The 13,352-nt window shown below is 63.5% G+C and carries 14 protein-coding genes; 3 read left to right on the plus strand and 11 right to left on the minus strand.

Going from position 1 to position 13,352, the window contains the following annotated elements:
- Position 1 precedes the first annotated feature (1 nt).
- Positions 2-889 carry a glycerophosphodiester phosphodiesterase gene (locus D9V28_RS13440; RefSeq protein ID WP_121660267.1) on the minus strand — a complete coding sequence of 296 codons (888 nt, stop codon included), beginning with the start codon at positions 887-889 and terminating at the stop codon, positions 2-4.
- 57 nt (positions 890-946) lie between these two features.
- Complete coding sequence (locus D9V28_RS13445) at positions 947-1,978, minus strand: helix-turn-helix transcriptional regulator (RefSeq protein WP_121660268.1); 1,032 nt, start codon at positions 1,976-1,978, stop codon at positions 947-949.
- A 61-nt stretch (positions 1,979-2,039) separates the two neighbouring features.
- Here D9V28_RS13445 and D9V28_RS13450 point away from each other — a divergent pair, with 61 nt between their 5' ends.
- Both D9V28_RS13450 and D9V28_RS13455 read left to right on the plus strand, forming a co-directional pair.
- Positions 2,040-3,071 (plus strand): ATP-binding cassette domain-containing protein, encoded by a 1,032-nt coding sequence (locus D9V28_RS13450; protein ID WP_220700508.1) that lies wholly within the window; start codon positions 2,040-2,042, stop codon positions 3,069-3,071.
- Positions 3,068-3,862, plus strand: coding sequence for an ABC transporter permease (locus D9V28_RS13455; RefSeq protein WP_121660269.1), 795 nt, complete (start codon positions 3,068-3,070; stop codon positions 3,860-3,862). The genes D9V28_RS13450 and D9V28_RS13455 overlap by 4 nt, the downstream gene beginning before the upstream one ends.
- A 99-nt stretch (positions 3,863-3,961) precedes the next feature.
- On the opposite strand, the gene D9V28_RS13460 is transcribed toward D9V28_RS13455, so the two are convergent.
- The 5 genes from D9V28_RS13460 to D9V28_RS13480 form a co-directional block, all read right to left on the minus strand.
- Entirely contained in the window at positions 3,962-4,822 is an 861-nt protein-coding gene (locus D9V28_RS13460) for an aldehyde dehydrogenase family protein (protein WP_121660270.1), read from the minus strand.
- On the minus strand, positions 4,819-6,390 hold the full coding sequence (locus tag D9V28_RS13465) for an aldehyde dehydrogenase family protein (protein ID WP_121660422.1): 1,572 nt from the start codon (positions 6,388-6,390) through the stop codon (positions 4,819-4,821). The genes D9V28_RS13460 and D9V28_RS13465 overlap by 4 nt, the downstream gene beginning before the upstream one ends.
- Before the next feature lie 8 nt (positions 6,391-6,398).
- The gene (gene deoC, locus D9V28_RS13470) at positions 6,399-7,361 is read right to left on the minus strand and encodes a deoxyribose-phosphate aldolase (RefSeq protein ID WP_308472613.1); all 963 of its coding nucleotides are present in this window, start codon (positions 7,359-7,361) and stop codon (positions 6,399-6,401) included.
- Positions 7,362-7,468: 107 nt separating this feature from the next.
- Complete coding sequence (locus D9V28_RS13475; RefSeq protein WP_229728115.1) at positions 7,469-8,464, minus strand: sugar-binding transcriptional regulator; 996 nt, start codon at positions 8,462-8,464, stop codon at positions 7,469-7,471.
- 99 nt (positions 8,465-8,563) lie between these two features.
- The gene (locus D9V28_RS13480; protein ID WP_121660273.1) at positions 8,564-9,772 is read right to left on the minus strand and encodes an MFS transporter; all 1,209 of its coding nucleotides are present in this window, start codon (positions 9,770-9,772) and stop codon (positions 8,564-8,566) included.
- Positions 9,773-9,846: 74 nt separating this feature from the next.
- Between D9V28_RS13480 and D9V28_RS13485 the strand changes: the two genes are divergently transcribed.
- Positions 9,847-10,524, plus strand: coding sequence for a maleylpyruvate isomerase family mycothiol-dependent enzyme (locus D9V28_RS13485; protein ID WP_121660274.1), 678 nt, complete (start codon positions 9,847-9,849; stop codon positions 10,522-10,524).
- Positions 10,525-10,578: 54 nt separating this feature from the next.
- On the opposite strand, the gene D9V28_RS13490 is transcribed toward D9V28_RS13485, so the two are convergent.
- From D9V28_RS13490 to truB, 4 genes are read right to left on the minus strand one after another with little or no spacing between them, the layout of a single operon-like run.
- Positions 10,579-11,508: a bifunctional riboflavin kinase/FAD synthetase gene (locus D9V28_RS13490; RefSeq protein ID WP_121660275.1), complete on the minus strand. Its 930-nt coding sequence runs from the start codon at positions 11,506-11,508 to the stop codon at positions 10,579-10,581.
- Entirely contained in the window at positions 11,505-11,984 is a 480-nt protein-coding gene (locus D9V28_RS13495) for a hypothetical protein (RefSeq protein ID WP_121660276.1), read from the minus strand. The genes D9V28_RS13490 and D9V28_RS13495 overlap by 4 nt, the downstream gene beginning before the upstream one ends.
- 43 nt (positions 11,985-12,027) lie before the next feature.
- On the minus strand, positions 12,028-12,396 hold the full coding sequence (locus D9V28_RS13500; RefSeq protein WP_121660277.1) for a hypothetical protein: 369 nt from the start codon (positions 12,394-12,396) through the stop codon (positions 12,028-12,030).
- Positions 12,393-13,343, minus strand: a complete 951-nt coding sequence (gene truB, locus D9V28_RS13505; RefSeq protein ID WP_121660278.1) for a tRNA pseudouridine(55) synthase TruB — start codon at positions 13,341-13,343, stop codon at positions 12,393-12,395. Before truB ends, D9V28_RS13500 begins: the two co-directional genes overlap by 4 nt.
- Between the last annotated feature and the right edge of the window lie 9 nt (positions 13,344-13,352).

A 13,352-nucleotide genomic window follows, 5' to 3' on the forward strand; every position in this document is an offset into this window, starting at 1 on the left:
ATCAGGTGCCAGGTGCGGTCTCAGCGAGCCATTGATCAAGATGTGACGGCCTGTCCGTGATGATGCCGTCTACACCGAGGGCGCGGGCCTCAGCCCAGGTCTCGACAGAGTTGAGCGTGTAGACCATGACACCAAGACCTGCGGTGTGCATATCGTCCACGAGTTCGGGCCGATCCCGCAGCAGTCGGGACTCGGTGACGACACCGATCACACCGAACGATCGAGCAAACCCAATGACATCCTCCGGCAGCGTTCGGAGGATCGCCACCCGGGGTATCCCCGGCGCAAGAGCCGCCGCGCTTGAGAGTGATCCCAGGTTGAAGCTCATAAAGATCACCCGGTCAGCGACGCCAGCCTTCTCGATCAGTTCGGTGACGATGGCGAGATCTTCCGGCGTCCAATACCCCTTGAGCTCAAGAAGTGCCTTTTTCTCGCTCGGTGCGAAAATCGCGAGGAACTCTTCCAGTGTGGGGATGCGCTCCCCCGTGAACTCGGAGGAGTACCACGAACCGGCATCGAGGGTCTTGAGCTCAGCCAGCGTCCGAGCGGCCAGGGGTCCGACGCCGTTCGTCGTACGCTTCAGTGTTCGGTCGTGGAACAGGACGGGCACACCATCGCTCGACCGGGCGATGTCTGTTTCGACGAATTCGAGCGGTGACTCGATCGCACGCTGGAGCGCGGGCAGCGTATTTTCCGGAGCGCCCGAGCGGTCCCCTCGGTGTCCGGCCACAAACGAAGCGTCGCCTGGTTGTCGCAGGTCGCCGAACACGTCAGTTGCGTACACAGGAGTGGTGCCCGGGTTGAGAACAAGAAGCAGAATGATGGCGACGGCCGCACAGAAGCTGGCTCCAAGCGAATACGCACCCTTGTGCGTGTGTGCAGTCGTCATTGACCACCTGTTTCCTGTTCGGGCAGAAGTACGGTGGCTACACTCTAGGGGCTGTTGTTACCGTTTCGTTATATCGTCGGCACCCGATCCGCGCCCCACTCCGGGGGGATCCGAACGTTCGCTTCCTCCTGACGCCGCTCGCAGCATCCGTCTCGACGTCTCTTCCAGATAGTCCACAAACCCCGGGTTTCCCTCGATCCGGTAGTTGACTCCCGGCTCGATCCAGGCGAGCGACGCGATCAGGGCCTCGAAGGACTCACCGCCGATTGGCCAGCGAGTGTGGGTCTCGTCGACAGCTTCGGCTCCTGCGGCCCATGGGCCGAACCACGCGCGCATGGCCGTGAGCGGCTGATCCAGAATGACGTCGGCGTGCTGGCGCACAGCAGCCAGTTGCGAGACAGCGACCGTAATGAATTCGGCGGCGTCCTCGGCGGGGAGCTCTCGCGGCGAAAACCGGACCCGAGTGTTGAAGTAGCGGCTGATCCGATCGATGCGAAATGTGCGCCAGTCGGCTCGGGTGACATCCCAGGCCACAAGGAACCAGTGCCGGGAAGAGGAGACGATTGAGTGCGGTTCCACCAGACGCTCTGAGGCCGTTCCATCGCGAGATTCATAGTGGAATCGGATGCGATCCCGATCGCGGCAGACGAGTGCGAGGTGTCCGAGAAGCTCAGCGGACACTTGCGGGGAGTCCCGGCGCATTGGCTGGACGTGGGCAGAGAGGGCATTGACCTGCCTGCGGAGTTCAGAAGGAAGCAAGTGCTCCAACTTGGCGAGGGCGGTGAGTGCCGTGACTTCTCCCCCGGCGATGCCCTCCGTCGCGTATGCACGAAGCCCGATGGCCATCGCAACCGCTTCCTCGTCGTCGAGCAACAGCGGGGGCAGCTCAGATCCGGCCTCCAGTTGATAGCCACCGATGGAGCCTCGCGTCGCCGTCACCCGGTACCCAAGGGAGCGAAGGCGGTCGACGTCACGCCGAAGTGTCCGGGCGGTGACATCGAGCCGCGAGGCCAGCTCGCGGCTCGGCCAGTGCCGATGGGTCTGAAGCAACGCGAGGAGCTCAAGAGTGCGCGACGTGGTTTCTGACATGAACTCATTTTTACGCGTTATGAGGACAGAAAGTGACCTCATTCGTTTTTACCCTCGAACCATGACGAACAACCACATGATTAGCGCGCGGGGACTCAGTAAAGAGTTCACGGTGAAACGAAAGGTCACCCACGCTGTGACCGACTTGAACATCGACGTCGAACGCGGAGAACTCGTGGCGTTTCTCGGGCCGAATGGCGCGGGAAAATCAACGAGCCTACGGATGCTCACAACACTTCTGCCACCAACAAGCGGACAGGCGACTGTCGCCGGCTATGACATTGCCACCGGGAGTGCGGCTGTGCGGTCGCGTATTGGATATATCGGCCAGGGGAACAGTGCGGGTCACAACCACCGCGTTCGCGATGAACTCCTCAGTCAGGGCGCGTTTTATGGGATGAGCCGCACTGCCACGGCACAACGCGCGGACGAACTCATCGAGTCGCTTGGCCTCGGCGGCCTGGAGAAGAGGCCAGTGCTCGGCCTTTCCGGTGGGCAGAAGCGACGCCTGGACATCGCACTCGGACTTGTACACTCCCCCGAACTGCTCTTTCTTGACGAGCCATCGACGGGACTCGACCCGCAGAGCCGAGCGAACCTGTGGCAGCACATTCTCACCCTCCGGCGCCAGCACGGGACGACGATATTCGTCACTACCCACTACCTCGAGGAGGCCGACCAGTTCGCTGAGCGAGTGATGGTGATGGACTCGGGACGGATGATCGCCGACGACACCGCCCCGGCGCTCAAGACCCGCCTGGCGGGCGACGTGATCAGCATCGGACTTGGCTCGATGTCTGAGGCATCGCGAGCAGCCGAGCTGGTTGCAACCGCACTTCCCTCCTGCCGCGTGAACCGGTCAGCGCACGACGAGACGGTGTTGGAGATCACTCTTGAACGCGGGAACACCGAGCTCCCACGGCTGCTCCGACACCTTGATGCTGCTGGCGTGCCGGTGCGTACCGCGGCCCTTCGGCAGCCGACCCTCGACGATGTCTTTTTGGCACTGACCGGTCGGAGCCTGCGGGACGACAGCGCAGCCGAACCGAATTCGTCCTCAGCTGAAATCGAAAACACAGGAGTTCGATCATGACCGCCCTCACCGCTCCGACCGTCAGTTCCGATCGCGATTCGCATCTGCTTCGCGACACCTGGAATGTGTTCCGCCGTGAACTGCAGCCGTTGCTGCATGATCCTTTTTCGCTGATCTTCAGCCTGCTGCAGCCAATCGTCTTTCTCGGGTTGTTCGGGCCGTTGCTGATAGGTTCCTCCGGCCAGTCAACGCCAGAGGTCCTGGCCTGGTTCGTCCCTGGCATCCTCGTCATGATTGCGCTCTTCGGCACGAGCGCGACCGGCTCGAACCTCCTGTACGAGATGCAGACCGGGTCGCATGAACGCACACTGGTCGCACCGATCGCTCGGTCGTCCCTCCTGGTCGGGCGAGCCCTCAAGGAAATGGTGCCCATCATCGTCCAGGCCGCGGTCATCGCTCTTGTGACCATCCCGTTCGGCTTCCGGCCGAACCTGGCTGGCATGGCGGCCTCGCTCGTGCTGCTGGCTATCTTCGGTATGGGGCTTGGCGCACTCAGCTACGCTCTGGCGCTCGCCAGTCGCAAGAAGGACTGGATGTTCTGGGCGGTCCAGCAGGCGCTGATCTTCCCGCTCATGATCCTGTCTGGGATGCTGCTACCCATCGAAGACGGACCGGAATGGATGCGCGTCGCCGCGTCGATCAATCCGATCAGCCACGTGGTCGGAGCGACACGGGCACTGTTCGCCGGGGACTTCGGCGCCCCGGTCGTGCTTGGCGGATTTGTTGCTGCGAGTGCGCTCGCAGCTGTGGGCCTGTGGGTGGGTATCACCGCGATGCGAAAGAGTTCCTGATCGCGGACCACCCACACGCACTCGGACCGGGCGGATCGCTTCCCGCAGGAATCGACCCGCCCGGCCCGATGTCTCCTCGATGTGCGAGGAACTACCTGTTTAGATGAGGCTCTTGGTGTGCCAGACGGTCTTCGTCTCGGTCAGCGCCGTGATGCGGTCGAGGCTCGGCGCTGCAAGATCGGCACCGCCCCCTGGGCGAAGCACACGCTTGAGCGTTTCGGCCGCCGCGATTTCCAGGTCGATCCAGTCGAGGTCACCCGCACCGGTCAGGTCGAGCGCGTTGACGTCTGCGTGCGACGCCAGCCACGGCGTGATCTCAGCGGGTGAACCGGTGAGAATGTTCACCACTCCGCCTGGTACGTCGCTTGTGGCGAGCACTTCGGAGAGGCTGATCGCCGAAAGCGGGAGAGCCTCGGACGCAATCACGACGACCGTGTTGCCGGCAACAAGGGCTGGGGCAACCACGCTGACCAGTCCAAGTAGGGACGACTTCTGCGGAGCGACGATCGCCACAACTCCGGTCGGCTCGGGAACCGAGAGGTTGAAGTATGGACCGGAAACCGGGTTGGCGTTTCCGGCAACCTGCACGTACTTGTCGGCCCAGCCGGCGTACCAGACCCAGCGGTCGATGGCCTCGTCCACCTGCGCGGTTGCCGCCTCGATGGAGATACCTTCGGACTGCTCGATCTCGCTGATGAACTGCACGCGGCGTCCCTCGAGCAGTTCGGCGATGCGGTAAAGCACCTGACCGCGGTTGTACGGCGTCGCACCGGACCAGCCCGAAACCGCGCTGCGTGCAGCGACGACGGCGTCTCGAGCATCCTTGCGGGATGCCTTCGCGGCGTTCGCGAGGAACTCACCGGATCGAGTGGTCACCTCATACGTGCGACCGGACTCGGACCGAGGGAACTTGCCTCCGATGTAGAGCTTGTAGGTCTTGGGAACGGCAAGGCGGCTCATTTGGTCCCCTTCTTCTTCGTCGTGGCCGCTTCGGTTGCGGCTGGTGCGGCAACTTCGGTTGCAGCGAGTTCTGCCGGAGCAGCGGATGTGGTGAGGTCAGCGGCGGGAGCGGACGGGACCTGGCGAACCGAGCCGGCCGGCTTCAGGTACGCACCAAGTCCGTGTCGACCGCCCTCGCGGCCGTAACCGGACTCCTTGTACCCGCCAAACGGGCTTGCCGGGTCGAACTTGTTGAAGGTGTTCGCCCAGATAACTCCGGCGCGGAGTTTGTCGGCAACGGCGAGGATGCGGCTGCCCTTGTCACTCCAAATGCCTGCGGACAGTCCGTACGGCGTGTTGTTCGCCTTGGCGATGGCTTCGGCCGGGGTGCGGAAGGTCAGAACGCTCAGCACGGGTCCGAAGATTTCCTCGCGAGCGATCCGGTGGCTCGTCGACACGTTGGTGAAGATGGTGGGAGCGAACCAGAATCCCTCGGAGGGCAGAACGCAGTCAGGGCTCCATCGTTCAGCGCCCTCAGCCTCGCCGATGTCGCTGAGCGTGCGGATCCGCTCAAGCTGCGCAGCCGAGTTGACGGCACCGATGTCGGTGTTCTTGTCGAGAGGGTCGCCGAGCCGCAGCGTCGACAGCCGCTGCTTGAGCCGGTCAACAACCTCATCGTGGATGTTCTCCTGCACCAGCAGACGCGATCCGGCACAGCAGACGTGGCCCTGGTTGAAGAAGATTCCGTTGACGATTCCTTCGATGGCCTGGTCGATCGGCGCGTCATCGAAAACGATGTTCGCGGCCTTTCCACCGAGTTCGAGGGTGACACGCTTGTCGGTCCCCGCGATTGCCCTGGCGATCCCACGGCCGACGTTGGTCGACCCGGTGAATGCGATCTTGTTGACGTCACCGTGGTTGACCAGTGCTGAACCGGTCGCGCCTGCACCGGTGAGAATGTTCACCACACCGGCGGGCAGGTCGGCCTGCTGCAGGATCTCGGCGAACAGCAGGGCAGTGAGCGACGTTGTCTCCGCCGGCTTGAGCACGACAGTGTTTCCGGCGGCGAGAGCCGGGGCGATCTTCCACGCGAGCATGAGCAGCGGGAAGTTCCACGGGATGATCTGACCGGCCACGCCGAGCGAAGCGGGGTTGGGTCCGACACCGGCGTGATCGAGCTTGTCGGCCCAGCCGGCGTAGTAGAAGAACCATGCGGCAACGAGCGGCACGTCGACGTCGCGGCTCTCCTTGATCGGCTTGCCGTTGTCGAGGCTTTCGGCAACGGCGAGTTCACGAGCGCGTTCCTGAACGAGCCTGGCGATACGGAAGAGGTACTTGCCGCGGTCCGAGCCGGACATGCGGGACCAGACGTTGTCATATGCGGCGCGCGCCGCTGCGACGGCGCGATCCACGTCCGCTTCGTTCGCCGAAGAGATCATGGCGATCTTCTTCTCGGTCGCTGGCGAAATGGTGGCGAACGGTGTGCCGTTGCCGTCGACGAATTCGCCGTTGATGAACAGGCCGTATTCGTTCTTCAGCGAGAGGATCGCCGTCGACTCGGGAGCCGGGGCATAGTCCAGAAAACTCATTGTCATCCTTAATCGATCGTGACGTAGTCGGCGCCGGAGTAGTGCCCCGTTGTCATTTTTTGTCGCTGCAGCAGCACATCGTTGAGAAGGCTTGACGCACCGAATCTGAACAGGTGCGGTTGCAGCCAGTCCTCACCGACCGTTTCCGCGACGGTGACGAGGTACTTGATGGCGTCTTTTGAGGTACGGATGCCTCCTGCCGGCTTCACACCGATTTTCTCGCCTGTGAGCCGGTGCCAGTCTCGAACAACCTCGAGCATCAGAAGCGTTACTGGGAGTGTTGCGGCTGGTGACACCTTGCCGGTGGAGGTCTTGATGAAGTCGCCTCCGGCCAGGATGGACAGCCACGACGCACGGCGAACGTTGTCGTAGGTGTTGAGCTCGCCGGTCTCGAGGATCACCTTGAGGTGCGCGTATGTGCCGTCTGCCCGGCGGCAGGCTTCCTTGACGGCGACGATCTCGTCGAAGACCTGGCCGTAGCGCCCGGCCAGGAAGGCACCGCGGTCGATGACCATGTCGATTTCGTCTGCGCCTGACTGGACGGCATCTGCCGTGTCGCTCAGCTTGACGGCAAGCGAAGCACGACCGGAAGGGAATGCTGTGGCGACAGCGGCGACGTTGATGCCTGAGTCCGTTCCCCTGGAGTGGTGCGAGCCGAGCGCCTGGACGGCGTACGGGACCATGTCGCCGTAGACACAGACGGCGGCGACGCGGGGAGTCGATGGGTCGGAAGCGTCTGGGGTGATCGCCTTGGCGACGAGCGAGCGCACCTTGCCTGGGGTGTCAGCACCCTCGAGCGTTGTGAGGTCGATGAGCTCGATGATGGTGTCGAGCGCCCATTTTTTTGACGTGGTCTTGATCGATCGAGTGCCGAGCCCTGCTGCGCGCTGCTCGAGGCCGACGGCGTCGACACCGGGAATTCCTTCGAGGTAGCGACGGAGATTCGCATCGGTCACCGGCCCGTCGAACATCTCGAGGGCGGTTGCTCGGGGAACAACAGCCTTGGTGGTTTCGGTCATACGTGGATCCTCCTGCGTGGATGTGTTCAGGTCGGTAGAAAGTGGATGGACTCGGGCGCTCAGGCGTCCGAGTCGAGAAGCGCGAGTGCGGTTGCCTCATCGGTGACGAGCACCGTGCAGAGCCCGCTCGTGACGACGGCACGTGCGACCGCGATCTTTCCGGCCCCAGCGATGACCGCGATACTCGTGCTGGCTCGGCGCAGCGTGTCGAGGCTGAGGCCGACGGTGCGCTCGTCGAGTGAGGGATCAACGATCATGCCTGCCGCATCGATGTATCGACCGACGACATCACCAACCGCACCGCGTCGCACCAGTTCGTCGACATCGTTCGGCGTGAGGTAGCCGCTCTCAACGAGTGCGGAGTCGTGGCCTGCCACTCCGGCGCTGTAGAGATACGCCGAAGCCTCAGCCGCCATACTGAGCACCCCGCCAACTGTGCGGTCGGCCTCAATGGAGCGCTTGGTTTCGAGTCGTTCGAGGATGGCCGGGCTCGGCAGCAGTGTCGCCTGTCCCGATGCCTTGCGCGCGATCTCGAACGCGGTTGCGGCCGCTGTGCCTGCGCGCTGGTTGACGCTCACTCCCCCGTTGATCTGCACGACGTTGACTCCGGTCGCCCAGCCGTCGCTGAGGTGTTCGGCGACATCGTGGAGTGTGCGGCCCCAGCTCACGCCGAGGGTGCGCGGAACGGGGCGGAGGCTGGCCAGGTAGTCAGCGGCTGCCTGTGCGGCCCGAGCACGAAGGTCATCCGCGCCGTTTGTGCCCGCGGCGGGGACAACGATGGCGTCGCGAATGGCGAAGCGTTCGCGGAGGGTTCGCTCGAGTGTCAGCTTCCTGGCGCGCGGGTGCACGATTTCGATGCGAATGAAGCCTTTCTCCTTCGCTGAGGCGAGGAGCCTCCCGACCTTCCAGCGAGTGAGTTTGAGAATGGCGCCGACCTCATCCTGGGTCTTGTTCTCGTCGTAATAGAGTTCGGCGGCGCGAATGGAGAGCAATTCGTCGTTGTCGATGGTTTCCAACGCTTCCCCCGGATGTGTTCGGTGGCGCCGCGTGCGCACATCTCAACCCTAGGTCGGGTGCCTGCTCATAACAACACTCGTGGCCCTTTCTGCTCATATGAGCAGACGAGCGAAAATTCGCCGTCGAATGTGGGTGCCTCAGGCGCCGTCCTCGATCATGCGATCTCGGGACACAACTGCTCCGGCGAAGACACCGACGAATGCGACACCGATCAAAACGATCAGCGGAACCGTCCACCCTCCTGTCGCGTCGTGGGTGAGCCCGACAACGAGCGGGCCCATCGCTCCGATCACGTAGCCGACACTCTGCGCGAAGCTCGAGAGTGCGATGGCGCCGACGTGGCTGCGTGAACGCAGGTTGATCAGTACGAGAGCGAGGGGAAACAGGAGCGTCCCGAGTCCGCTCAGCACCACCCAGAGCACCGGCGCTGAGGTGGGAGCAAGAAGGAGTCCCGCATAACCGGCAACGAGGCATCCGATCGCCACATAGATCAGAAGCGCGACATTCCTCATCCGCACGGCGAGGATCGGAATCAAGAGCCCCGCGGGGATTCCCATGAAGGCGTAAATCGACAGCAGGACACCCGCGGTGGTGTCGCTCACCCCGACCGTGTCCCGGACGAGGCTCGGCAGCCAGGCGAACATCGCGTATGCGTTGAGGGAGGAGAGCCCGAACACGACGGCGAGCGAGATCGCCAGTGGAGATCGCCACAGAGTGCCAACCACGTCGGAGTTGGCCGCTTCCAGCGTGGGAGCCGCGGGGGAACGGCGGTCCCGGGCGAGGAGCGCCAGCCAGGGAATCAGGGCGATCACGCTGAGGCCCGCCCACATGGCCAGTGAGATGCGCCAGCTCGCCGCGTCGGCAACCGGCACAGCCACGAGCGGAGGTATGAGCGTTGAAACCGAAAGCATCGTCACGTAGATCGTGGTGAGCAAGGCGATGCGGTCGGGGAAATACTTCTTGACGACCGGGGGCAGGAGCACGTTTCCGAGGCCGAGCCCCGCGAAGGTGATAGCGCTGCCCAGAACGAGCACGAGCACGTCGGCTGCGAGCCCTCGAAGCAGGTGCCCGGCAAAAATCGCAAGCAGAGCAGCGATCAGCACCACTTCGAGCCTGGAGCGACGAACGAGAGCGGGTGTGAGGATGCCGAAGAGCGCGAAGCAGACCGGCGGCATCGAGCCGAGCAGACCGACGATGACGGGGCTCAGCGCCAGGTCAGTCGAGATCCGGCCGACGATAGGAGACAGGGCTCCGACAGCGGTTCGGAGGTTCGCGGCAACGAGGATGATTCCGACGAAAGCGAGCACCCGGCCCGCAAGAACCGGGCGGCGTGCATTCGTTGTCACTGTGCAAGTGTATGGCGGGAATGTGAAAGGAAGGCGGCTCGACCGACCGCTGAAACGGCGCGTAGTGTGTATTTATGTTCGCCTCCCGAAAGCGCCAGCCCGCGTCGTCGCCTGCGCGCGGAACCCAGATCGCCGACGCGCTGAACATCGTCGGGAACGGCCTGGACACCCTCACAGCGGTTCAGTGGGCGAGCCCGAGCCTGTGCGAGGGCTGGAGTGTGAAGGACACCATCGCCCACCTGGTCTGGCGGATCGGCACTCCGTCTGTTCGTCTCGCGACCGACATTGTTCGGGCCTCCATCGCCGGCCGTCATGCCAACCCGATGGAGTCGTTCGACGACATCGCCCGCGGAATCGCCGATTCGGGTGGGACAGATGAGCTGCGTCGCGAGCTCCGCGCGATTGCGGTCGAGAAGGCCGAAGGGCACGGTCGATCGAACTCAGGCGAACTGGTCGAGGCCGTTGTGCACGGTTATGACGCGCTGCATCCGCTCGGCATCGTGCTGCCGTTCTCCTCCGAGACGACACACCAGGTTGCGATGACAAGCGCACTGACGGCGTCACGCGAAGTGCGCTCCCTGCTGCGTCACCGCACGCTGGTCGCCGCGGACGCCGGCTGGCGGATCGGGCACGGATCGGAGATCATGGCCGATGCGGCGAGTGTCATCCTGTTTCTCAACGGCCGGAAGGCCATGCAGCCGCCGAGCCGTGTGCGGCTTCTTGCTCCCGCTCCGACCCCTGGGCTCGCCTGAACAGCTGAGCAGAGCCGATCAACTGAGCAGAGCCGATCAACTGAGCAGAGCCGATCAGTTGAGGAGTTGGCGTACCCGCTCGACGTCGTCCGCCATCTGCACGATAAGCGGTTCGATCCCCGTGAATGCCACCATTCCGCGAATCCGCTCGACGAATTGCACCTCAACCACCTGGTCGTAGAGGTCGATTTCCCGGTCGAGCACAAACGCCTCGACCTGCTTCTGTGGCACTCCGTCGAATGTGGGGTTGTTGCCGACCGAGATCGCGGCTGGAAGGCGCTCGGAGCCCACCCGAAGCCAGCCGGCGTACACACCGTCCGCAGGGATGAGCCCGTCAGAGTCGGGTGACAGGTTCGCCGTCGGGTAGCCGAGTTCGCGCCCTCGCTTCGCGCCGTGCACGACGACACCGCGCACGGATGGATCGTGGCCGAGCAGCTGTGATGCTTCGGAAACGCGCCCTTCTGCGAGGAGTTCCCGAATCCAGGTCGACGAGACCCGCCTGCCGTCCTGAGGCGTGACATCCGGAATGATCTCGACGTCGAAACCGTGTTCTACACCCAGAGAGCGCAAGAGCTCGACGTTACCTGCGCCTCGGTGACCGAAGCGGAAGTCAGTACCGACGAGCACAAGCCGCGCGTTGAGCGCGCCCGACAGCATCGTCGTGACGAAGTCCTCGGGTGGAAGCTGCGAGAGCTCGCGGTCGAAGGGAATCAGCAGTGCCGCGTCGATTCCGGTCTCGGCGAGCAGGTCGAGTTTCTGCTCGTTTCCGACGAGCGCCGGCGGACATTTTTCTGGCGCGAGAAGGGCAAGCGGGTTCCGGTCGAACGTCACGACGACGGACTTCAAGCCGCGTTCTTTCGCAGCGTCCCGGAGTCGCGTGATCACAGCGCGATGCCCTGCGTGGACACCATCGAACTTGCCGATGGTGACAGCGGTGCCCCCGAAGCCCTCAGGAACGTCTCCGACCCGTCTGAACGTGATCACGCTGTCGTGCCTGTGAGGTCGCGGGTCGGGCGGTGCCGTGCAAGCCACCACATCCCGAGGGGCGGGAGAACAAGCGGAATGAAGAGGTATCCGGCGCCGAAGTATGACCACACGGTTGCCTCGGGGAACAGCTGTGGCTCGAGAATGCTGAGCGTGCCGATGGTAAGCACACCCAGAAGCTCGAACGAGATGGTGGCCCAGGCGATGCGGTACCAGCCGGATCCGCTTCGAACCAGTGCGAGAGTCGCGACGATATAGACGACGGCTGCGAGCGCTGACAGCGAGTACGCCAACGGCGCCTCGTCGAACCGCTCGGCGATTTGAACAAACGATCGGCCGGTCGCGCCGAGTGCGAGGATGCCGTAGACAACAACAAGCACCCTGCCGATGCCAGAGATACTCCGTCGAGGTGCGGCGGTCGCCGGTGAAGCGGTCGACGGTGCCGTTTCCTCGAGGCGTTCGCGATGTGATGTCATGACGAATTCCAGTGTATTCGCGTTTGTCGGGGCCCTTCGCCTGTTACAGGGGCAGGGTCGTCCAGATCTGTTGCATCCGGTACACCATCACCGCGATGGCCAGACCGACAACACCAAGGATGACTGTGCTCCATTTGCTGCGATCGACGAGCGCCCAGAACGCTGCGGCCACCGGAAGCAGGATCGCCGAGACGAGGTAGGTGTAAAACTCGAGAACACTGCCGACAGCTGTGTTGCCTGTGAACGGGGCGACGATCGCGATCACGAGCTGAACGACAAGGAGCACCTCCACGAGGGCGAGGGACCCGAGAGTGAGGTCACTCGGCTTTTTGCCGAGGAAACCGAGGGTCACGCAGAGAAGTCCGGCAACAACGGCGACAGCCACCTGGAGCCAGGTGAACCACTCGATCATGCGTCAGCCGCATCGGCCGGGAAGTTGACGGCGCTCTTGGCGACGTCTCCGCTGATCTTCACCAGACCGATGAGACGGCCGTTCGGAGCGATACCTGCGGCCAGTTCAGCCGCGCCGAGCGGACCGGAAAGGTCGAGTTCGACCGCGGCGACCTTCTTGCCGTGTCCGAGGTCGATGGCCTGCTGTTCGGTGAGGGAGATTCGGGGAAAGAGAACCGATGCGGCGTCTGCCGGTCCGATGAGGCTCTCCCCCACATTGAGGTTCTCGAGGGTCGGAGCGGAATCGACGGTGAACGGACCGATCCGTGTCCGTCGGAGACGGGTCAGGTGCCCGCCGACGCCGAGCGCGGATCCGAGGTCGCGGGCGAGCGCCCGGATGTAGGTTCCCGATGAGCACTCCACGCGCACATCGAGGTCGACGAAACCGTCCAGCTCGCGGCGTTCGATCACGTCGAAGCGCGAAACCGTGACCGGGCGCGATTTCAGTTCGACGGTCTCCCCAGCACGAACGAGCGCGTACGCGCGTTTCCCGTCGACCTTGATCGCACTGACGCTGGAGGGAACCTGTGAAATGTTGCCGGTGAGGTTCGCAATGGCTGAGGCGATTGCGCCGTCGGAAACTCGCGAGATGGCATCCGCTGATGCGTGTTCAACCGCCTCACCTTCGGCGTCGTCAGTTGTCGTAGTGAGGCCGAGTCGGATGGTGGCCAGGTATTCCTTGTCTTGGCCGACCAGGTAGGTGAGCAGGCGAGTGGACGAGTTGACGCCGAGGATTAACAATCCGGTCGCCATCGGATCGAGGGTGCCCGCGTGGCCCACCCTGCGGGTGCCGGCGAGCTTCCGAGTGCGCGCGACGACGTCGTGGCTTGTGATGGACTGAGGCTTGTCGACGAGGAGGATGCCGGAGTGCACAGATGATCCTTTCGTGCCGAACTGGCGACGAACCATTCTCCCACA

The organism is Mycetocola zhadangensis (genome assembly GCF_003668565.1).
GTDB lineage: Bacteria > Actinomycetota > Actinomycetes > Actinomycetales > Microbacteriaceae > Mycetocola_A > Mycetocola_A zhadangensis.